This is a genomic window from Leptotrichia sp. oral taxon 879 str. F0557, from assembly GCF_000469385.1.
GTDB lineage: Bacteria > Fusobacteriota > Fusobacteriia > Fusobacteriales > Leptotrichiaceae > Leptotrichia > Leptotrichia mesophila.
Genome location: NZ_KI271304.1, coordinates 12,001 through 34,784, shown reverse-complemented (window position 1 = coordinate 34,784; position 22,784 = coordinate 12,001). Strand labels below are relative to the sequence as shown.

Annotated in this window: 19 protein-coding genes; 15 read left to right on the top strand and 4 right to left on the bottom strand. The window is 29.5% G+C overall.

Annotation, left to right across the window (positions count from 1 at the left end; genetic code table 11):
- Positions 1-111: 111 nt before the first annotated feature.
- The 3 genes from pcp to HMPREF1552_RS03860 all read right to left on the bottom strand — a co-directional run bounded on the left by pcp (position 112) and on the right by HMPREF1552_RS03860 (position 2,450).
- Positions 112-753 carry a pyroglutamyl-peptidase I gene (gene pcp, locus HMPREF1552_RS03870; protein ID WP_021743781.1) on the bottom strand — a complete coding sequence of 214 codons (642 nt, stop codon included), beginning with the start codon at positions 751-753 and terminating at the stop codon, positions 112-114.
- A gap of 75 nt (positions 754-828) precedes the next feature.
- On the bottom strand, positions 829-1,770 hold the full coding sequence (locus tag HMPREF1552_RS03865; RefSeq protein WP_021743780.1) for a DUF979 domain-containing protein: 942 nt from the start codon (positions 1,768-1,770) through the stop codon (positions 829-831).
- Positions 1,770-2,450 (bottom strand): DUF969 domain-containing protein, encoded by a 681-nt coding sequence (locus HMPREF1552_RS03860; RefSeq protein WP_021743779.1) that lies wholly within the window; start codon positions 2,448-2,450, stop codon positions 1,770-1,772. Before HMPREF1552_RS03860 ends, HMPREF1552_RS03865 begins: the two co-directional genes overlap by 1 nt.
- Before the next feature lie 262 nt (positions 2,451-2,712).
- Between HMPREF1552_RS03860 and HMPREF1552_RS03855 the strand changes: the two genes are divergently transcribed.
- From HMPREF1552_RS03855 to HMPREF1552_RS03835, 6 genes are all read left to right on the top strand, one after another.
- Positions 2,713-4,287, top strand: a complete 1,575-nt coding sequence (locus HMPREF1552_RS03855; protein WP_021743778.1) for a type I restriction-modification system subunit M — start codon at positions 2,713-2,715, stop codon at positions 4,285-4,287.
- Positions 4,280-4,525 (top strand): hypothetical protein, encoded by a 246-nt coding sequence (locus HMPREF1552_RS03850; RefSeq protein ID WP_021743777.1) that lies wholly within the window; start codon positions 4,280-4,282, stop codon positions 4,523-4,525. The genes HMPREF1552_RS03855 and HMPREF1552_RS03850 overlap by 8 nt, the downstream gene beginning before the upstream one ends.
- A 234-nt stretch (positions 4,526-4,759) precedes the next feature.
- Positions 4,760-5,686: a hypothetical protein gene (locus HMPREF1552_RS03845; protein ID WP_021743776.1), complete on the top strand. Its 927-nt coding sequence runs from the start codon at positions 4,760-4,762 to the stop codon at positions 5,684-5,686.
- Complete coding sequence (locus HMPREF1552_RS03840) at positions 5,687-9,766, top strand: Eco57I restriction-modification methylase domain-containing protein (protein ID WP_021743775.1); 4,080 nt, start codon at positions 5,687-5,689, stop codon at positions 9,764-9,766.
- A 107-nt stretch (positions 9,767-9,873) separates the two neighbouring features.
- Positions 9,874-10,059, top strand: a complete 186-nt coding sequence (locus HMPREF1552_RS12145; protein WP_196808119.1) for a hypothetical protein — start codon at positions 9,874-9,876, stop codon at positions 10,057-10,059.
- Between the two features lie 168 nt (positions 10,060-10,227).
- Positions 10,228-12,243, top strand: coding sequence for an HsdR family type I site-specific deoxyribonuclease (locus tag HMPREF1552_RS03835; RefSeq protein WP_369750436.1), 2,016 nt, complete (start codon positions 10,228-10,230; stop codon positions 12,241-12,243).
- Positions 12,244-12,548: 305 nt separating this feature from the next.
- On the opposite strand, the gene HMPREF1552_RS03830 is transcribed toward HMPREF1552_RS03835, so the two are convergent.
- Positions 12,549-13,910, bottom strand: a complete 1,362-nt coding sequence (locus HMPREF1552_RS03830; protein ID WP_021743772.1) for an MATE family efflux transporter — start codon at positions 13,908-13,910, stop codon at positions 12,549-12,551.
- A 378-nt stretch (positions 13,911-14,288) separates the two neighbouring features.
- Between HMPREF1552_RS03830 and HMPREF1552_RS03825 the strand changes: the two genes are divergently transcribed.
- The 9 genes from HMPREF1552_RS03825 (at position 14,289) to HMPREF1552_RS03785 (ending at position 22,616) form a co-directional block, all read left to right on the top strand.
- A complete protein-coding gene (locus HMPREF1552_RS03825; RefSeq protein ID WP_021743771.1) occupies positions 14,289-15,302 on the top strand; it encodes a lipopolysaccharide assembly protein LapB in 1,014 nt (337 codons plus the stop codon).
- Positions 15,299-15,796 carry a hypothetical protein gene (locus HMPREF1552_RS03820; RefSeq protein WP_039901136.1) on the top strand — a complete coding sequence of 166 codons (498 nt, stop codon included), beginning with the start codon at positions 15,299-15,301 and terminating at the stop codon, positions 15,794-15,796. Before HMPREF1552_RS03825 ends, HMPREF1552_RS03820 begins: the two co-directional genes overlap by 4 nt.
- Complete coding sequence (locus HMPREF1552_RS03815; protein WP_039901135.1) at positions 15,750-16,199, top strand: hypothetical protein; 450 nt, start codon at positions 15,750-15,752, stop codon at positions 16,197-16,199. The genes HMPREF1552_RS03820 and HMPREF1552_RS03815 overlap by 47 nt, the downstream gene beginning before the upstream one ends.
- A complete protein-coding gene (locus HMPREF1552_RS03810; RefSeq protein ID WP_021743768.1) occupies positions 16,200-17,426 on the top strand; it encodes a Sel1 repeat protein in 1,227 nt (408 codons plus the stop codon).
- Between the two features lie 48 nt (positions 17,427-17,474).
- A complete protein-coding gene (locus HMPREF1552_RS03805) occupies positions 17,475-17,696 on the top strand; it encodes a DUF4926 domain-containing protein (RefSeq protein WP_021743767.1) in 222 nt (73 codons plus the stop codon).
- A 117-nt stretch (positions 17,697-17,813) separates the two neighbouring features.
- A complete protein-coding gene (locus tag HMPREF1552_RS03800) occupies positions 17,814-19,187 on the top strand; it encodes an FAD-dependent oxidoreductase (protein ID WP_039901133.1) in 1,374 nt (457 codons plus the stop codon).
- Positions 19,188-19,222: 35 nt separating this feature from the next.
- Positions 19,223-20,524, top strand: coding sequence for a glutamate-1-semialdehyde 2,1-aminomutase (gene hemL, locus HMPREF1552_RS03795; RefSeq protein WP_039901160.1), 1,302 nt, complete (start codon positions 19,223-19,225; stop codon positions 20,522-20,524).
- 22 nt (positions 20,525-20,546) lie between these two features.
- Entirely contained in the window at positions 20,547-21,674 is a 1,128-nt protein-coding gene (cobT, locus tag HMPREF1552_RS03790; protein WP_021743764.1) for a nicotinate-nucleotide--dimethylbenzimidazole phosphoribosyltransferase, read from the top strand.
- A 321-nt stretch (positions 21,675-21,995) separates the two neighbouring features.
- Positions 21,996-22,616 carry an outer membrane beta-barrel protein gene (locus HMPREF1552_RS03785; protein ID WP_231370747.1) on the top strand — a complete coding sequence of 207 codons (621 nt, stop codon included), beginning with the start codon at positions 21,996-21,998 and terminating at the stop codon, positions 22,614-22,616.
- The last annotated feature ends 168 nt before the right edge of the window (positions 22,617-22,784 follow it).

Here is a 22,784-nt window from a genome sequence, read left to right as displayed (position 1 = left end):
AATAGTCTTGTCTGATTTTTTCACAAATATAAAAAATAAAATATCGACTTATTAAGAAATTTCAATTTAATAAATCGATATTTTTTATTTGTATTTAATATGCAGCTTGCTTTAACATACAGTTCCGCCAGTTTCTTTGATGTCTTCATCATTTTTTACAATAGCTTCAATTGCTGCAGTCAATCCTTTTACAATGGCATTTAATTCCATTGAAGGTGTATTTTTTTTGTCGATAACTTGCTGTGGTAAAAATGGGATGTGGATAAATCCAGCTTTTTTACCTTTATACTTTTTGTTTACAAGATAAAGAGTACCATAAAGAACGTGGTTACATACAAAAGTTCCTGCAGTGTATGAAACTGAAGCTGGAATTTCGTTTTTTTGTATATTTTTTACCATGGCTTTTACAGGCAGATTTACGAAATAGGCATTTTCTCCATCTGGAAAAATTGGTTCATCAATAGTTTGATTTCCTTCGTTGTCGGGAATTCGGAAGTCATCAAGATTTATTCCAACACGTTCGATGGAAATGTCAAATCTTCCGCCTGCCTGCCCAATTGACAGGATAACATCTGGATTATGCTCTTCAATAGCTTTTTCAATTTTTTCAATAGATTTTTTTTTCACTGTCGGGATTTCCAGTTTGATAATTTCGGCTCCTGCAATATTATCTGGTAATTTTTTTACTGATTCGATAGCAGGATTTATAGGCTCTCCTCCAAAGGGGTCAAAGCCTGTAACAAGTATTTTCATATATTTATTGCACGATACTATAACGGTTTATAATTTCGTGCACTCCTTTCTTTACATTAATTAAATTTTTGATATTTATTTTACTCCAAAAAGAAACAGCATAAGTACAATGTGTGATAAAAGTAGCAATAAAGCCATTGGAGCTTGAATTTTTATAATTCCATACTTGTCCTTTATTTCAAGGATTGAAGCAGGAACGATATTAAAGTTTGCTGCCATTGGAGTCATAAGAGTACCGCAATAACCTGCAGTCATTCCCAAAGCACCTATAACAGCTGGATTTCCACCGTGCTTTATGATAAAAGGTATACCAATACCTGCAGTTATTACTGAAAATGCAGCAAAGGCATTTCCCATAATCATAGTAAATATAGCCATTCCAACTGCATAAATAATAATTCCTATAAAAATATTTCCTGTCGGTACAACTGAAGAAATGCTTGTTGCAATTACTTTTCCAACACCAGCTTTTGTAAATACTGCACCTAATGCTGCAAGAAGCTGTGGAAGAATGGCAGTAGCACCAATTTGCATAAGAAGCCTTGAAGTATCTTCATTTGTTTCTTTAAATTTTGGTTTTATAATAATGGCAGCTGCTAACAGTGCAACAAGTGAACCTCCACCAATACCTAATGCAGGCGGTATTGCAGTTTTTCCGATTTTAAACTGAAGTATTAGAAAAGCGGCAATTCCAATTAATGCAGCAGGAATGAAAATTTTGTTTTTTAGTCTTTCACTTTGTGCAATTTTGAATTGTGATGAAATATTTTCAAATTTTCCTATATGAAGCTGTTTTGTTACAGTAATTATAGCAAGAACTACAAGGAGTCCGCCAGTAACTTTGTATGGAATAACAGGTCCAAAAATAAATATTATTCCAAGAATAAACCAGAATAAAAATGTTCCTATTCTTGATTTTTCATTCTTCAGACCTCTAATCGCAGTAGCAATACTGACAAATCCACAAAGGATATAAACAATTTCTGTTAAAATTTTTAAAAGGGCTTTTACATCCATTATTTATTACCTCCTTTGTTTGCTGTTATTTTTTTATCATAAATATAAACTTGAATAAAGGTCAAGATTATTGCGATAATTCCCATTGGTATTGAGAATAATGCTAATTGCTTTAATGACACATTGTATCCATTTTCCTGTAATGTAGTCTGAATTAGAAGAAGTCCTGATGCACCGATAAATATGTTCTGAGCAAAGAAGTTTCCGTAGTTGTCGATTGCGGCACTCAAACTTTTCAACTTTTCTGTTTCTTTTTCTGTAAGCTCCTGTTCTTTATGAGATTTTGCAGCAGCTTCAGCCATTGGATAGATAAGAGGACGTATAAACTGCACATGTCCTACAATTCTGATTGATAATACACTTGCAATTGAACGGATAACCATATAAAATCCTAAAATTCTACCAGCAGTCGCATTTTTCAATTTTTCAATTAAAGTTGCACTTCTCTCTCTAAGTCCATATCTTTCAAGAACTGCAATAACTGGCAAGCTGACTAGAAAAACAGACATAAGTCTATTATCCACAAAAGCCTTTCCAATAATTCCAAGTATTTCTAAAAAATCCATTTTTGCAGCGATTCCTGTAGCAATACCAGCAGTAAGCACCACTGCCAGCACATCAAGCTTCAATGTGAATCCTACTACAATAATAACAATACCAATAAGTATCCATAAATTCATAAGTTTTCCTCCCTAAAAAAGTTTTTATAATATAATTTTACCTTTAAAGTGACAGAAATGCAATAGTTTAAAGGAAAAATTGTATATTTTTGATGAATTTTTTAATAATCAGGAATAAAATAAAAGAATTTAAAATATGCTGGAAGAAGACAAATTTTTATTTATTAAAACTTGTGTTTTAAAAAATTTTATAATAAAATATATTGTAAATACAAAAAATACAAAAAATACAAAAATTTTAAAATTAGGAGAGAAATAAAAAATGGATAATAAAGGGTCAAATGAGATGATGCAAAGAGCAGAACTGCATAGAAAAATATGGTCTATTGCTGATAATGTACGTGGAGCAGTAGATGGCTGGGACTTCAAGCAGTATATTTTAGGAATTTTATTCTACAGATTTATTTCTGAGAACATGGTGGAATTTTTTAATAAGGCAGAACATGAAGCTGGAGATTTAGAATTCAATTATGAAAATATCTCTGATGCAGAAGCAGAAGAAGATTTTAGACCTAATACAGTAGAAGATAAAGGTTTTTTTATTTTGCCAAGCCAATTATTTCAGAATGTTGTAAAAACAGCGAGAAATAATGAAAATTTAAATACTGATTTGGCTAATATTTTTAAATCCATTGAGGCAAGTGCTATCGGTTTTGAATCGGAAAATGATATTAAAGGATTGTTTGAAGATGTCGATACAACCAGTAACCGTCTAGGTGGAACGGTAGCAGAGAAGAATACAAGATTAGCAGATATTTTAATAGGGATTTCTGAAATTAATTTTGGAAGTTTTCAGGATAATGATATAGATGCTTTTGGAGATGCATACGAATATTTGATTTCAAATTATGCCAGTAATGCTGGAAAATCTGGAGGAGAATTCTTTACACCACAGACAGTTTCTAAACTTTTGGCAAGACTTGTAATGGAAGGAAAAACAAGTATCAATAAGGTATATGACCCAACCTGTGGAAGTGGTTCTTTATTACTTCAGATGAAAAAACAGTTTGAAGAACATATTATTGATGAAGGATTTTTTGGGCAGGAAATAAATATGACTAACTTTAATCTGGCTCGTATGAATATGTTTTTACATAATGTAAACTACAATAATTTTTCAATAAAACGTGGAGATACATTACTTAATCCGTTACATAATGATGAAAAGCCTTTTGATGCAATTGTTTCGAATCCTCCGTATTCGATAAAATGGATAGGGGACGGTGATCCGACACTTATCAACGATGTACGTTTTGCACCTGCTGGAAAGCTCGCACCAAAATCTTATGCAGATTATGCATTTATAATGCATTCTTTAAGTTATTTATCTAGCAAAGGTAGAGCAGCAATAGTATGTTTTCCTGGTATTTTTTATCGTAAAGGAGCAGAAAGAACTATTCGTAAATATTTAGTGGATAATAACTTTGTAGATTGTGTGATACAGCTGCCGGAAAATCTATTTTTTGGAACATCTATTGCAACTTGTATTTTAGTAATGGCAAAAAATAAGACAGAAAATAAGACACTTTTTATAGATGCAAGCAAGGAATTTAAGAAAGAAACAAATAATAATGTTTTAAATCCTGAAAATATTGAAACGATAGTTAAGGAATTTAAGGAAAGAGCAGATGTAGAATATTTTGCAAGATTGGTAGATAATAGTGAAATTGCTGAAAATGACTATAATCTGTCAGTTTCTACGTATGTTGAAAAAGAAGATACACGTGAGATAATTGATATTAAAGTGTTAAATAAAGAAATTGAGGAAACAGTAAAAAGAATAGATGTACTCAGAGCTTCCATAAATGAGATAGTAAAGGAGCTTGAAAATGAGTAATGATATGATTATTTATAATACAGAAGATGGAAAGTCAAAGATAAGCCTAAAGCTAGAAAATGGAACAGTATGGCTAAGTCAGCTGGAAATTGCAGAGCTTTTTGAAACAACGAAACAGAATGTGAGTAAACATATAAAAGCTATATTTGAAGATGGAGAATTATTGGAAAAAGTGGTTGTAAACTATCAGTTGACTACCACTCAACATGGTGCAATTAAAGGGAAAACTAACTGTTAACTAATAGTTGATATTCGAATCTTACTTATTTAATTTTTTAGATAATATTTATGAAATTAAATTAACTATATTATAAAGAATAATTATAGATACTACACTGATATACTTAATAATTTTTAATAGATTTATTTTAAGGAAATTATAAAAACAGAAACAAATTAAGGAAAAATAGAAAATGAGAAATTCCAATAAATCATAAAAATTAATGAAAAATAAAAATCGAGGAGACAAATAATGTTTACAATAGATGTAGATGAGGGGAAATGGAAAAAAGAAATCATAGAAACTCTTCTCATTGATAGAACAACAAATAGAAATATTATATGGGGAACAGATGACTATGAAATTTTAGGAAGAGAATATGATTCACATTATCCAATCCTTTATAGTCTTATTACTGGAAAAAATTCTAATGTTATTCAGCCAAGGATATTAAAAACAAAAGAAAGCCAAGGTAAGAGAACAAAAGGAAAGGCAGAAGTTTTTACACCGAGCTGGGTTTGCAATGCACAAAATAACCTTGTGGATAATGCTTGGTTTGGGAGCGAAAATATATTTAATAGAGAAATTGAAAAGGGTTGGGAAACGAACACAGAAAAAATCAAATTTCCCGATAAAAAGAATAAAACTTGGCAAAAGTATGTTGATGAAAAAAGACTTGAAATTACTTGTGGCGAAGCACCTTACTTAGTTAGCAGATATGACACAGTTTCTGGAGAACCATTAGAATTGAAAGACAGAATAGGTATGCTTGATAGGAAAATGAGAGTTGTATGTGAAAATACCGATAGTGATACGGAATGGCTAAAATGGTCTGAAAGAGCTTTTCAGAGTGTATATGGATTTGAATTCCAAGGAGACAGTCTTCTTATCGCAAGGGAAAATCTGCTTGCTTCGTATTGTGATTACATGGAAGAAAAGCTGAATAGGTACCCAACAGAAAAAGAACTGGTAAATATTGCAAAGATAATTTCATGGAATTTATGGCAGATGGATGGGCTTACTTATACTATTCCGTATGAAGAAGCAGTAGAGCCTATAGAACAGATAACTCTGTTTGATTTTCAAGAAAAAGACAAGAAAAGCTTGTGCATTATAAAAGATTGGAGAGCAAAGAGAAATTACACTTTCCAAGATTTAGTAAATAAAGGAGGTAATTAGATGAATAAAATGAAAATAGAAGCAATTGATGTGCTTGATAGAATTATAATCGGTCGTGTAGATCCGCACATTTATGCTTTTACAACAAATACTGTGCCGAATTATCTAAAAGTCGGTGATACATATAGACCTGTATCTCAAAGATTAAACGAGTGGAGAGTATTCTTCCCTGAGCTTGAAAAACAGTATGAGAACAAAGCTGTTATAGATGATGAAACCTATTTTAGAGATTATGCTATTCATCAATTTCTTGAGCAGGATTTAAGAAGAAAACGCCTCAAATCATCCGATTTAGAAGAGGGCATTTATTTTAGTAGGGAGTTTTTCAAAGAAACCAAAAATGCAGATATAGACAAAGCCATAGAAGATATAAAGAGTAACTATAACGGTAATACAGGGAAATATGAATATTACCGTTCTGAAAGCAGACTGCCTGAAAGATACCACTATGAAAGAGGAGAGAAGTGGAATTTAAGACCAAATCAGGCTGATGCGGTAAAATCTTTTGTAAATGCAGTACATAATGGGAGAAAAAATCTTCTAATGTATGCAGTAATGCGTTTTGGAAAGTCTTTCACATCTCTTTGTTGTGCATTAGAAATGAAAGCGGATTTAGTGTTAGTAGTATCGGCTAAGGCAGATGTAAAAGATGAATGGAAAAAAACAGTTGAAAAACCTGGCAATTTTGTAGATTATGAATTTTTTGAAGCAACTGATTTAGCAAGAAATGAAAGTGCTATTAAGGATAAGTTATCTGAAGAGAAAAAAATTGTTCTATTTTTAACTTTACAAGACTTACAAGGTAATAATATTAAAGACAAACACAAAGAGTTATTTGGGAAAGAAATAGATTTACTAATTATTGATGAAACACATTTTGGTGCAAGAGGAAAATCTTATGGGAAATCTATAGATAATAAAGGATATGATAAAAATGAAGAAAAAAATATAAAAAAACTTGAAGATGAAAGAATTGAGATTAATAAAGCTGAAAAAAAATTAAAAAAAATCAATGCAAAGATAAGGTTACATTTGTCAGGAACTCCATATCGTATATTGATGGGAAGTGAATTTGAAAAAGATGACATAATTTCTTTTGTTCAATTTTCAGATATTGTTAAAGAACAAGAAGAATGGGATAAAAATAATCTAAATAAAGATGAAGTTAACGAATGGGATAATCCTTATTATGGATTTCCTCAAATGATTAGATTTGCATTTAATCCTAATAAATCATCACGTGAAAAAATGGAACAACTAAAGAAAAGAGGTACTAGCTATACTCTTTCAGATTTATTTAAACTAGAATCTAAAGACGAAGATACTACTAATAATAATTATAAGAAGTTCAAGAATGAAAAAGAAATTCTAGATTTACTACAAGTTATAGATGGTAGTAAAGAAGATGAAAATATATTAGGATTTTTAGACTATGATAAAATTAAAGAAGGAAAAATGTGTAGACATATGGTTATGGTACTACCATTATGTGCTTCATGTGATGCGATGGAAGAGTTGCTGAAAGATAAAAAAGATAGTTTTAAAAATTTAAGTGAATACGAGATTATCAATATTTCTGGATTTGAAGCTAAAAAAAAGTATAAAAAAATTAAAGATATAAAAAAAAGAATTAAAGATTGTGAATATAAGAATAAAAAAACATTAACCTTAACTGTAAATAGAATGCTAACGGGTTCAACTGTTGAACAATGGGATACAATGATTTATTTTAAAGATACAGCATCGCCACAAGAATATGATCAATCTATTTTTAGACTTCAAAATCAGTATATAAGGATATTATCTAGTGATAAAGGGATTATTAAAGAGAATCTAAAACCTCAAACATTGCTGGTTGATTTTTCTCCAAATAGACTTTTTAGGATGCAAGAGCAAAAATCTTTAATTTATAATGTAAATATTGATAAAAATGGAAATAGAAAACTTAAGGAAAGAATTTCTGAAGAACTTCGTATTTCTCCGATTATTATGATGAATCATAATAAAATTAAAGAGGTAGATGCGACTAATATCTTAGAGGCAATCAGTGAATACAACAATCAAAGAAGTGTATCGGACGAAGTTTTGGATATTCCGATAGATTTATCAATATTAAATGATGAAACTATTAGGAAAGCCATTGAACAACAGGTAAAATTCAATTCTAAGCAAGGACTTATGATAGCTCCAAACCAAGGCGAAGGTGATGAGCTTGATATTAAAGAAGCTGGTGAGGAAGGTAAAAATTCTGAAGAAAATCAAGAGAAACCAGAGAGTAAGGATTATACTGAAGAAAAAAGCGATAAAGAAATAGATAAATTAGAAGGTCAGATTAAAACATATTACCAGAGGCTTTTATTCTTTTCTTTCTTAACAAAGGATAAAGTAGCTTCGCTTGATGATATTTTAAGCGTGATTGATAAGGATGAAAATATTAGGTTATCTAAGAATTTGTTTTTGGATAAAGGTATCATTGAAAAGATAAGCAAGGTAATGGATCCGTTCAAGCGTAGCAGGCTGGACTATAAGATACAAAACATCTCAATGCTTGCTTGTGATGAATCGGTTACACCGCTTACAAGAGCAATGACATCTATCAAAAAATTTAATAGAATGTCTGAATCAGAGGTTATTACACCATCTAAGGTATGTGATGAAATGGTTTACTTATTACCTGAAGAAGGATTAAAAGAGATTGTATTTAAGCAAGATAAGTTGCTTGATATTGCAAGCAAATCAGGAGAATATGCAGTTTCTTTATATAAGAGATTAACATCTGAACTTGGATATTCGCATGAAGATGTAAGGGATATTATTTATTCGATTCCGACATCATCTATCGCATATGAATTTACAAGAAGGTTCTATGAGATATTAGACATCAATGTTGAAAATATTGCGGCGGGGTTCAATGCATATGATTTAATTGATGTGAAAAATGATAAAGATGAAGTGGATTATGAGAGAATAAGTGGCATATTAGAACAAGGAAAGCCGTTCAGTAAAATTACATTAGAAGATGAAATAAAGGTAGGTGAGAAAACAGTGAAGTTCGGAGCAGTGATAGGGAATCCTCCTTACCAAGAAGAGTTGATAGGAACAAGCGCTAAACAAATATATAACTTATTTATGGAGATTGGGTATTCTATATCAGATTTAGCAGTATTTATTTCACCAGGAAAGTTTTTGTTTAATGCAGGAAAAACTCCTAAGAAATGGAATTCTAAAATGTTAAATGATAAATATCTAAAGGTTATGCGCTATGAATCTGATGCAAAAAAAATTTTCCCTGACATAGCACTTTCAAGCTCTATAGTAATAACAGTAAGAGATAAAAAAATAATATCACATCCAATTATAAAGTTTTATCCCGATAAAATCATAAGAGAAATTGTAGATAAAGTAATTAATTATAAGGGATTTGAACCAATAACAAATATAATATATCTTCAATCAAAATTTAACACAAAAAAACTTTTTGAAGATAAACCACAATTTAAGAAGATAATTGGAACTGAAAGAAGGCTAATTACATCAATACTACAAAAAGATCTGGATGTGTTTCATTTGAGCCCGTTAAAAGATTCAGTAAAAATATATGGAAATGATAATAAAGGTATATTAACTTCAAAGTATATTAACAAAATATATCTTGATTCAGAACAGCATAATTTAAATGGTTGGAAGATAATTATTGCTGCAACGAATGGTGCTGCAGGCAATTTAGGTAATGACAATCCTAGAATAATAGGAGAACCTAAAATAATAGAAAAAAATTCTGGATTTACCCAAACATTTATTTCAATAGGAGATTTTGAAAGTAAAGTTGAGATTGAAAGTTTGAATCAATATATAAAAACAAAATTCGCAAGATTTATGATAGGAACTTTAAAAGCAACACAAAGGTTAAATAAAGAAGTGTTCTCTAATTTACCCTTACAAGATTTTACAGAGAATTCAGATATAGATTGGTCTAAACCAATAGATAATATTGATGAGCAACTTTTCGATAAATATAATTTTTCACAAGAAGAAAGAAAACATATAAAAAATTCAATAAAGGATATGGAGAAGATTTAAGAATAATACAAGATATAATTGTCAACCTCATTGTTGCAATAATTACTTATTTTGCTGCAATTATATTTCATAATAGATTAAGAATAAAAATATGGTTTTAGTCTCTTTTGAGACGGAATAAAAATATAAAAATAAAACAAAATGGAAAATATCTTTTGATTAAGGGAAATCAAATAGAACAATATCAGCCAGTTAGCGGAGTTTATAAATACTATAATTCGTTCAATGAACTTAAGTCGAAGTTGAAATTAAAAGATGAATCCAAAAGCCATTTTATGAAGGTGGAGATTTAAGAATGATAGGAAAAGGGATATACCTCGTAAAATTTCTTGTGTATAAACAGAAAATATTTAATATCTATGAGACAGAAATACCGTCTGATATGATTAACATGGTATTGAGTAGTGACAGATATTGTCTTGTTTAGGTGGAAGAAATAGAAAAATTTTGTTGTATGAGGGATAATCTTTCTAAAAAGATTTTCAAAACTGTATTATCAGACAATGAAGGAATATCAGAAATTTCAGCCTGATAGTGTAAATGGTAGTAAAGATACAAAAGAACTTAAACGAAGTATTGAAAAACAGGATAACAAAATAGTTGTTACAACAATTCAAAAATTAAATGAATTTGTCAAAAAAAATCCAAGCCATGAAATTTACGATAAACATTGTGTCATAATTTACGATGAATGTCATCGTTCACAATTTGGAGATGCACAAAAAAATATTAGGAAATCTTTTAAAAATTATTATCAGTTTGGATTTACAGGAACACCAATTTTTCCTGAAAATGCTCTTGGAAGTGATACAACAGCTGGAATTTTTGGAGCTCAATTACATAGTTATGTTATAACAGATGCTATTCGTGATAAAAAAGTTTTAAAATTTAAAGTGGATTATAATGATATTAGGGCAAAATTTAAAGCGGCTGAAACAGAAACAGATGATAAAAAGCTCAAGGAACTTGAAAAAAGAATGTTGTTACATCTTGAGAGAATTTCTAAAATAGTAGAATATATTTTAAAAGTATATAATACAAAAACTCATAGAAATGAATATTATAATATAAAACAGAAACGGCTAAACGGATTTAATGCTATATTTGCTGTTCAAAGTGTAGAAGCGGCAAAACTTTATTATGAAGAATTTCAAAAACAGCAAGAAAATTTGCCTGAAGAAAAAAGACTGAAAGTAGCGACAATTTATAGTTTTGCTGCGAATGAAGAGCGGAATGCGATAGGAGATATTCCTGATGAAAATTTTGAGCCAAGTGCAATGGAATCGACAGCGAAAGAATTTTTGGATAAAGTGATATCTGATTACAACGATTATTTTAAAACAAATTTTTCAACAAATGGAAATGAATTTCAGAATTATTATAAAGATTTGTCTAAAAAGGTTAAGGATAAAAAAATTGATATTTTAATTGTTGTAGGAATGTTTTTGACAGGATTTGATGCACCAACATTAAATACTTTGTTTGTTGATAAAAATTTGAGATACCACGGATTAATTCAAGCGTTTTCAAGAACAAACCGTATTTTGAATAAAGTTAAAACTTTTGGAAATATTGTATGTTTTAGAGATTTGGAAAAGGCTACAAAAAATGCTATTAAAACTTTTGGAGATGATAATAGTGTAAATATAATTCTTGAAAAAAGTTATAACGATTATATAAATGGATTTAAAGACGAGGAAACAGGGAAATCAGTAAAAGGATATGTAGGTTTATGTAATGAAATAGTTGAAAAATTTCCAAAGCCTGTTGAAATTGAAAAAAATCAAGATAAAAAGGAATTTGCAGAATTATTTGGAGAATTACTTAAAACAGAAAATATACTTAAGAATTTCGATGAATTTGAAAATTTTGAGAAAATAATATCAGATAGACAAATGCAGGATATGAAAAGTGTTTATGTGGATATTTGTGAAGGTATAAGAAATACTGGAAAAAATGATGAAAATAGAAATGGAGAAGAGGAAATTGATTTTTCTGACATTGAATTTCAAATTGATTTGCTTAAAACAGATGAAATAAATCTTGATTATATTTTATCCTTAATTTTGAAGAAATCAGAAGAACACGACGATATTGAAACTTTAAAGTCTGAAATACGTAGAATTATTAGAACGAGTTTAGGAACAAGAGCTAAAGAAGATTTAGTCATGAATTTTATTAATAAAACTGATTTATCTGAACTGAAAAATAGCAGTGATATTCTTGAATCATTCTATAAATATGCAAATGAAGAAAAGAAAATAAAAATTAATGAATTAATAGAAAATGAGGGTTTAAAGAAAGATTCAGAACGTTTTATAGAAAAATCTATAAATAAAGGATTTGTTGATTATGCTGGTGCAGAATTAGACAGCATCCTACCACCAACTTCACGTAGAAAGGGAGCAAGAGAGGCGAAAAAACAGACTGTATTACAGAAAATAAGAAATATAGTGGAAATTTTTATTGGGATTTAGATTTCTGTTTTTTTTGAATAATAACTATTGAAAAGTATAATAGTTATTTTTGTGATTTGATATTAAAGGTTAAAAGCAAAAGAAATTGATGAGATACATCGAAAATATTTCATCTAGACAAAAAAATTAGGAGATAAAATGAATCAAAAAAATATATGTTTTACAGTTTTTATCCATTACATCTTTTGTTAATTGTGTTGTTAAAATTATATTTATACTAAACTCTGTTTAAAAATAGGAATAATTTTCTATAATAAGGCTGTTTGATAACTAATTTATAATTTATTCAACTAAATTATTTTTTATTATTTTCCAGCTTTTATTCCTTTCTTCCAGTCAATAACTTTTACTAAAATAAAGAATATTATTCCAGCCAGTGTATTTGAAAATAAATTTCCCCAGAATATTGAATAAAGTCCAAGATATTTTTGTGTCAGTAAAATAAAGATGTATCTTAATAGCCAGATTCTTAAAATTGACATAACTAACGGAACTTTTGTTCTTCCAAGTGCTATAAAAACTCCTTGTGCTATCATAAAGACACTGAATCCGATTACTGAGTATGTGTAAATATGGAGAGCCTTGTCAGCAATTTCTATTACTTTTTGAACCTTTGTAAAAGTTAATACGAGTGGTAATGAAATAGGCAGGATTAAGGCAATAGTCAAAATTGAAATAGTAACGCCAGTTATCCAGCCCACCTTAAACACATCCTTAGATTTTTTTACATTTCCAATTCCCATATTTATACTAATCATTGAGGAAACGGTGGTTCCTATTGAGGATGGTAAAATAAAGCAGATTGCATTGATATTGGAAGCAATTCCCTGAGCATTTAAGGCAACAGCTCCAAATTTTTCCATTTCCTTGTTTATAAGAAAAAATCCAAGATACAAGAAGGCGTAATTTAACATTGAAGGAAAACCGATTTTTAATAATCGTTTTATAATTGGCAATTTTATTGTGTAACTTCGTAAATTAAGTTTTATATCTCCACTTTTTAAAAATAAATCGTAAAACATCCAGATCGTAACAACTATGTAAGAAAAGAGTGATGCCATTACTGCACCCACAATTCCCATTTTTAAAACATATAAAAAAATTGAATTAAAAATAATTTTTAAAATTAACAAAAGAAAAATTCTAACAAATGTAACCTCAGGACGTCCAATTGCATTTTTTGAAGAATTGTAAATGGCAGCTAAAAATATAAAGGGCATTATGAGTGAATAAAGCGAAATATATGTATAAACATTGTTACGAATTTCAGAGGTTGTGCTATTTGAAATTAAAAAAGCTGTAAACATACATACAGGAATTAATAAAAGTCCAATAAAAAAACTGAATACAAAGATTTGTAACATCGTTTCCTTAACAGCCAACATACGCCCTTTTCCATACAGCCGCCCAAGCATAACCAGTGTAGCCACTCCCAGCCCTTGTGATAATGCAATCATAATATTCAGTACAGGCTGGCTGAACGTGACGGAGCTGGCAACTTCCACACTTGTGAGCCTATTTAAAAATAGACTGTCTGAGAGTGGGATAAGTGCTTGAATAATTCCGACAAGCAATGTTGGAATAGATAAAAAAAGTAAAGTATTAATAACTTTCCCATTTAAAATCATCTGACGGCGTTCTTCATTCGATTGAGCTTCAAATAACATTTTAATTTTCCTCCCTTTAAAATTTATTGCATTTTTTAATTATAGCACTTTTTTGTGAAATTTAAAACAATTTTATAACCTTTATTTTTTGATATGTAGTAAAAGTATATAGATTTGATAAAATAAAAAAAGTAGAAAAATGGTTAAGAAAATTGGGATATTAAATTTAGATGACTGAAGTAAATAATAAAAACGTAGGCTATTTAAAAAAATTGGTAAAATGTCGCAATTAATATTGCAATTTATGATAAATTCACTATTTAAATGAGGTCTAGTATTAAAAAGGAAATATTAGATAAAAAATAGGGTATAATATTACTGTATAAAATTAAAAATATAAATTTTGTTAATACTGAAAAAATATAGAAAGGGAAAGTTATGAAAAAGATAATTTTAATTTTGGTAAGTGTATTATTTTTAGTGAGTTGTAGTGGGGGTATTCCTTTCTCGGAGGAGGAAAAAAGAGCTTTAAAAAAGGCAAAAATGGAAATTGCTCAAATGAAGAAAAATCCGACAATGGCAGAAAAGGAAAGAATTTTGCAAAAGGGGCTGGAAGTTCAGGAAAAATATTTACGAATTGGGGTAGTGTATTTTAAAAGTGTGGAAAAGGATATTCCAATAGCAGATTATTATCTAGCAAGAAACTATAGTGCGAGAGGGGAAAAAGAAAAGGCACTCAAATGGGCAAGAAAAGGCTCGGACAGAGGAGTGAAGGAAGCAAGTGCATTTGCAGGACATATTTATGCTAATCAGAGAGATGAAATGAATGCAAGAAAATATTATATAAAGGCAATGGATCAGGGAGATTATAAGGAAGATACCTTGTTTAGAGTGTGGGTGTATGGAGAAAGGAAAGAAATTAATAGCGAAGTGGTGGAAGCGTTTAAAAGAAATTTAAATAAAAATATTGAGGTAAAAAATGCTTTGGCTTTTTATTATCAGAGGCACGATTACTTTGATGAAGCTGAAAAACTCTACAAGGAGCTTGTTAATGAAAAATATCCGAATGCAGAAAGACTTTTAGGGGAACTTTATATGTGGAAAAAAGATTATGACAAAGCTGAAGAATGGTTATTAAAAGAATCGGAAAAATTATTTTCACATTCAGAAGACAATGTGAAACGGATTGAAGAAAAAAGAGCAAGATTATTGCGTCTGTTAGCAGAAGTTTATGAAATGAAAGGAGATTACGGCAAGGCTGAAAATAACCTTTTAAAAGCAAAAGAACTTGCATACAAGGAACTTGCATTAAAAAGTTTAGCCAAATTGTACAAAAAGCAAGGGAAATATAGTCAAGCTTTGAAAATAAATGAAGAATTGGTAGAATTGAAAAAAACAAAAAAAAAAGAAAAATTAAATCATAAAATAAATAAAAAATGGAGAATTTTATGAGAATAGAAAAACTGGAATTTGTAAAAAATATTGATAAATTTGAAAATAATTCTGATGAATATGTGGAGATTAATTTAAATAGGAAGGTAACGGAACTTTCAAGCGTTTCGTATGAAAAAAAATTATACAGTTTTTATTTATTAATAGGAGAAGACGGGAGAATAAATTCGCTGGAAATTCTCAATATATTGAAAATGGCTAAATTTACACATAAAATAGAAGTTCCTGAAAATATAATAGAAGGCGATATTTATTTTAAGAGGGAAGAATACAATGAAGCTGGTATAAAAGTTAAAGAATTAGATTTTTTGGAGATTAATATTTCTAAAAATATTATCGGATGTTATTTTACTGATAACAGGCTTAATATTTATTTTGGAGTAAAAATTTTCGAAAATATAGTAATCTTAATTAATAGGAATAATTATGCAGAAGGAATTTTGATTTATGGAAAATTTGAAATTGAAGATGATAGATTTTACTGGAAAAAGTGAGAATGTGGTAAGTGAGCGGGATATGATTTTTTCTTTTAATAATGAAGAGATAAAAATATATTTGTCTTATGAAACAGGAGAACTGAAAAAAATAGAAATAGTTAGTGAAAATGAAAAAATTGAAAAAAAAATTGAACGGGAAGCGGTATTAAAATTTCAGGGGAATTCGGTTATTTTGGATTATGAATATGGATTGTATGAGTATGTAGAAATAGAAATTGAGGATAAGCTCGAAAAATATTGGGCTGATGGAAAAACAGTTTATTTAAAGGAAGGGAAGAAAATTTTTTTAGAAGTTGAAATTTGGGAAGGATATTTGCTATTTTTTGATGATGAATATAGGATGGCAGGATTTGGTATAAAAATCGGAAGGAATAAAAACTTTGAAAAGGCGGAATTATAAATGAATAAATGTATTTTACTGATGTTACTTTGTCTGTTAATAGGATGTAGAAATCAAGGAAATGATGTAGTAATAAAAGATGTTGATGATGTTTATTTTTATCTCGAAAATAAGCAAAATCCTGAAAAAGCTCAATTAATGGCAAGAATTGCCTATGAATTGAACAGAGAAAACTATAAAGAAGCAGAAAAGTATTTTTTAAAAGTGGCAAAATATGACAAAACTGCTTATGTTTCAATTGCAGATATGTATTATGAACATATTGATGAAAATGAAGGGAAAAAGAGGTATGAGATAGCTTTTGAAAAAGGAAATAAAAAGGCAGGTACAATTTTAGGTATGATTGCTGAGGATAATAATGATTATAAAAAGGCAGAAGAATGGTACAAAAAATCATTGGATAAAGAGAATGTATTAGGATATAAATCTTTTGCTACGTTTTTATATAAAACAAATAGAAAAAATGAGGCTGAGAAATATTTTATAGAAGCTGGAAATCGCAAAGATGCGGATTCGATGTTAGACTTAATAAAAATATATTATATGAAAAAAGATAATGAAAAATTGAAATACTGGCAAGATAAAATATTAAATACAAAAGAAATTTTTAGATTTGATGATGAAGCAAATGATTTACTGGAATACAGTTTATCAAAAGATAGAATGGATAAAGAGTTCTTTGAGTTGTATATAAAAGGAGAGGAAAGTATTTTAAAAAAAGATTATGATACAGCAGAAAAATATTTTTTACAAATGGAGAAGTTAAAAAAAGAAGGAATTTTGTATACAGCTGATTTTTATTATCGTTATAAGGATGAAAAAGAAAAAGGAATGGAAAAATATAAAAAAGCATATGAAAATGGTTTAAAGAAAGCTGCTGTTTTTATAGGAATTATTGAGCATAGAAATAGAAATATTGATGAAGCAAAAAAATGGTATCGGATAGCAGCGAATGCAGGATACACTGATTCACAAATATATTTAGCACAAATTTTGGAAGAAGAAGGTTATAAACTCGAATCTTTTGATTTGTATTTAAAAGCGGCTGAGCTAAAAGATTATAGAGCAATAAATTATTTATTAAAATATTACTACAGAGAGAAAAATTTAAAAGAAATAAAAAAATGGATAGATGTAGTTAAAAAATCAAATGGATTAAAAAATTATAGTGAAGCTGACAGTGGAAGAATAAAAGAATATGCAAAATTTTTAAAAGAAAAAGAGTAAAATGTTTAATTAATTGTGAAACAAAATTATGAATAGAGGTATTTTGATATGAAAATGAAAAATGGAGATTTTATGTTTGATGAATATGATGTAGTAAAAGCAAAAAGAAAATTGTCTGATAAAGTTTTAAAGAATTCGATTGGAACAGTTGTGATGATATTTCCTGAATTTTTAAATGATTATATGATGGGGTTTATGGAAGATGAGAAGACTTTGGATATTTTAGTTATTAAGGAGGAGGATATTGAAAAAATTAATATAAATTTGTAAACACAAATACTCTTGTTTTTTTATAAAAAATGTGGTATTCTTAAGACAAGGAAATCTAATTTTATAATGAATACAATTATGTAACTATAATTGTATAAAATGGAAAGGACGAAGAAAATGAAAAAATATGATGCAATAATAATTGGATTTGGAAAAGGTGGAAAAACTTTGGCAGGATTTTTAGCTGGGAAAGGTCAAAATGTGGCTTTGATTGAGAAATCGGACAAGATGTACGGAGGGACTTGTATAAATATTGGGTGTATTCCTACAAAAAAACTTGTTGACAGTACAAAAGTTCTTAAAAATAAAGGATTAAGCGGTATTGAGGAAAAGGAGAGATTTTATACAGAAAGTATAAATAATAAAAATACACTGATTGGTGCGTTACGTGGAAAAAATTATGAAATGTTGGCTACAAAGGAAAATATCGATATTTATGATGGATTCGGAAGTTTCGTTTCAAAAAATGTAGTTAATATTGAAAGTAATGGAGAAAATGTTCAGATTGAAGGAGAAAAAATATTTATAAATACAGGTTCGACTACAATAATTCCTGGTATAAAAGGACTTAAAGAAAGTAACCACGTTTATACAAGCACTTCAATTATGGAACTAAAGGAACTTCCTAAAAAATTGACTATTTTAGGAGCAGGGTACATTGGGTTGGAATTTGCTTCAATGTATGCTGATTTTGGGTCAGAAGTTACAGTTATTGATTTGGCACAAAGACTTATGTCTAGGGAAGATGAAGAAATTGCTGACAGGGCAAAGGCAATATTTGAGGCAAAAGGGGTTAAATTTTTACTAGAATCAAAAATTGAGGAAATCATTGATAAAAATGGAAAAGGATATGTGCAAATTTCACAAGGGGCAAGCAAGAGCGAAATTGAATCAGACGCAATTCTTGTGGCAATCGGAAGAAAACCTAATACAGAAGGGCTTAATCTAGAAGCGGCAGGAGTAAAAACTGACGAAAAAGGTGCTGTTGTAGTTGATGAAACATTGAAAACGACAGCTGATAACATTTGGGCAATGGGAGATGTGAAAGGCGGACTTCAATTTACATATATTTCTCTTGACGACTTTAGAATAATAAGAGATAATCTTTACAATGGAGGAAACAGAACAGTAAACGACAGAAATGTAATTCCATACAGCGTATTCATAAATCCGCCATTATCAAGAGTTGGAATGACTGAAAGTGAAGCAATTGCCAAAGGATATGAAGTAAAAACAGGAAGACTTGAAGCAATGGCAATTCCAAAAGCAAAAATAGAAGGTGTAACAGATGGACTGCTTAAAGCAGTTATAGATGCAAAAACAGACAAAATACTAGGATGTACTTTATTATGCAACACTTCCCACGAAATGATAAACATTGTTGCAGCAGCCATGAAAGCTGAACAAAAATATACATTCCTAAAAGATATGATATTTACTCACCCAACAATGAGCGAGGCTTTGAATGATTTGTTTGGGAGCGTGAAATAAAAATGGATAATTCATTTTCTAAAAAAGATAAGGAACTGTGTACGGAAAATTCAAGAAAAATTTATGAAAAAGCTAAAGAGTCAATACCGGGTGGAGTGAACAGTCCAGTTAGAGCGTTTCAGTCGGTGGATAAAGAATATCCAATTTTTATTAAAAGTGGAAATGGAAGTAAACTTTATGATGAAGACGGAAATGAGTATGTAGATATGATAGGTTCCTGGGGACCGATGATTTTGGGACATAATTATCCAAAAGTTTTGGAAGTTGTGAAGAAAGAACTTGAAAATGGAACTTCTTTTGGGCTTCCTACGAAAAAGGAAGTAGAACTGGCAGAACTTGTAAAGAGCTGTTTTCCATCAATTGAAAAATTAAGATTGACTACTTCAGGGACAGAAGCGGCTATGGCAAGTGTGAGAGTTGCTCGTGCATTTACTGGAAAAAATAAGATTATAAAATTTGAAGGATGTTATCACGGACATTCAGATTCATTACTGGTTAAGGCTGGATCAGGGCTTTTGACATTTGAGCATCAGGATAGTAACGGGATTACTGAGGGAGTTGTGAAAAATACGATAACATTGCCTTTTGGAGATTTTGATAAATTAAAGAAAACTTTGGAAAATGATAATGATATTGCATGTGTGATTATTGAGCCAATTCCGGCAAATATGGGGCTTATTGAAACAGAGAAGGAATACTTGGAAAAGGTACGTGAAATTACAAAAGAAAAAAATGTGGTGTTAATCTTTGATGAAGTAATTTCTGGATTTAGGGTTTCATTAGGTGGTGCTCAAAAAGTATTTGGAATTACACCTGATTTAACTGTTCTTGGAAAAATTATTGGTGGTGGTTATCCAGTTGGTGGATTTGGTGGAAAAAAAGAAATTATGAACTTAATTTCGCCAGTTGGTAATGTTTATCACGCTGGAACGCTTTCTGGAAATCCAATTTCAGTTGCTGCAGGAATAGAAACAATTTCGATTTTGAAGGAAAATCCTGAAATTTATGAAAATGTAAATAAAAAAACGGAGAATTTGGTAAATAAAATTAATGAATTAATAAAAAAATATGATATTCCAGCAAGTGTGAACTACTTCGGAAGCTTATTTACAATATTTTTCTCAAAGGAAAAAGTGAAAACTTTGGAAGATGCAATAAATACAAATGATAAATTTTACAGCATATATTTTGATACAATGCTTGAAAATGGAGTAATTGTGCCACCTTCAAAATATGAGGCACATTTTGTTTCTTATATTCATAATGATGAGGATGTGGAAAAGTTGTTGAAGGGTGTGGAAAAAACTTTTCAAAAAATTGCTGAAAAATTAAAATAAATTTGTAAATAGAGGAATATATATGGAAAGCATAAAGAGTAAAATTACAGGAGAAATTTTATTTGATACAATAAAAAAAATAATGGCTTTAGATAGAAATAAAATGAAAAAAAAGGAAAATGAACTGAATTCATTGCTAAAAACTCCAAATGGACTAGGAAAACTCGAAGAGTTGGCAATCAGGCTTGAGGGAATGAGCGAAAATTATAAACCTTGCAAAAAAATTGTGCTTGTAATGGCAGCCGATAACGGTGTGGAAAGAGAAAAAGTCAGCAAATCCAAAAGAGTAATAACACAGTATGTAGTAGAAGCAATGTTAAATGGCAAATCATCAATTAATGCTCTCTCAATGGCATATAATGCTGATGTGAAAGTGGTAGATCTAGGAATTGATGAGAGTTCGGACATTAAAAAAGAAATAGATTTATCGGGAATTATCAACAGAAAAATTATGAAATCAGGTACTAATAATATTGCTAAACAAGCCGCAATGGAGTATGAAGATGCTGTAAAGGCTATAGAAACTGGGATTGAAATGGTTGACGAGTTTGCAAGAGACGGATACAATTTATTTGCAACTGGAGAAATGGGGATTGGAAATACTACGACTAGTAGTGCTATTTTGAAGGTTCTGACAGATTTGTCACTAGATGAGATTGTCGGATATGGAAGCGGAATTGATGATAAAACTTTGGAGCATAAGAAGAATGTCGTTAAAAAAGCAGTTGAAGTAAATGGATTGTCAAAATTTTTTGAAGAAAATATAAATGGAACAGGAAAAAAAGAAAAATTTGAAAAAAATAAAATAATAGATGTACTGGCAAAAGTTGGGGGACTTGATATTGCTGGAATGGTGGGAACTTATCTAGGATGTGCAAAAAAACGTGTACCTGTTGTGATGGATGGTTTTATTTCAGCAATTTCTGCTCTTGTTGCTTATAAAATTTGTCCAAACTGCAGGGATTTTATGATTGCTTCCCACTTGAGCGAAGAGCCTGGAATGAAGTATATTATGAAAGAACTGGATTTAGAGCCAATGCTCTTTATGAATATGAAATTGGGGGAAGGTACTGGGGCTGTTATGATGTTCCCTGTGATTGAGGGAGTTTGTAATATTACTGAAGTTGTAAGAAAATATCCTGATGTATAATTTAAGAAATCTGTAAAGTTTTAACAATTTTTATTTCTCAATTTACAAGATAGTTTTTTCTATGACGATACTCAATAAAAACAAATATAAAAATAATAAAATTGCTTAAGAAAGATTATAATTTATAATTTATGTTTATTGCTAATTAAATATGGGATTTTAAAGATTTTTTAGTTGTGATATTTACATGTTTTTTAAATTTAAAAAATTAATTTCATAAAGAATTTTTTAAGATAATTTGTTGACAAAGTAATAAAAATTTGGTAAACTGTAATTGGTAATAAAATAATTATTAAAAAATAAGAAATGGAGGTAATTTTTGTGAAAAAATTAGTGTTATTATTGGGACTAGTTGTAAGTGCAACTGCTATGGCTGGTGTTGCTGAAGTTAGAATAGGTGGAGACTTGACAAATCGTGCAACATTTAAAGATACTGACAATTCAACATGGAGAATCAACAAAGATGCATTAAAGAGAGGATTTGAAATTACAGGTGAATATAGAACACCAGTATTTAATGAAAATCTTGAAATGGGTGGTGGAATTGCTTATAAATATAATAAATTAAGCAGTAAAAACTTACCAGGAGTTAGTGTAAAAGGACTTAGTTCAGTACCTGTGTATTTTACAACAAGATATAACTTTAAAAATGATTCTGAAGTTACTCCTTATGTAAAAGGTAATTTAGGAGTTGCATTTAATTCTGGAAAAATAGAAATTAAAGAAGGACCTTCTAGTGTTAAATTCAAATATAATTCAGGAATTTATTATGGAATTGGAGCTGGAATTCAATATAAAAATTTTGTAACTGATTTATCATATAATATAAATAGTTTGAAAACAAAATTAGATGTGGATCTTCCTGGATATAAAGCAAATAATAAATTTAATACTAATCACGGAGCACTTACTTTAGGAGTAGGTTATTCATTTGGATTATAATTAAATTAAGTACAAATATAATAGAGTTTAAATATTTTAACTGTCTTTCAAAATTGAAGGGCAGTTTTTTTGGTATCATAAATCATAGTATTAAATGCAACATTTTTTAGATTCCCTCAAATTTAATTTCACGCAAAAATTTTTCAAATGGTGTTGCATAGTTTAAAC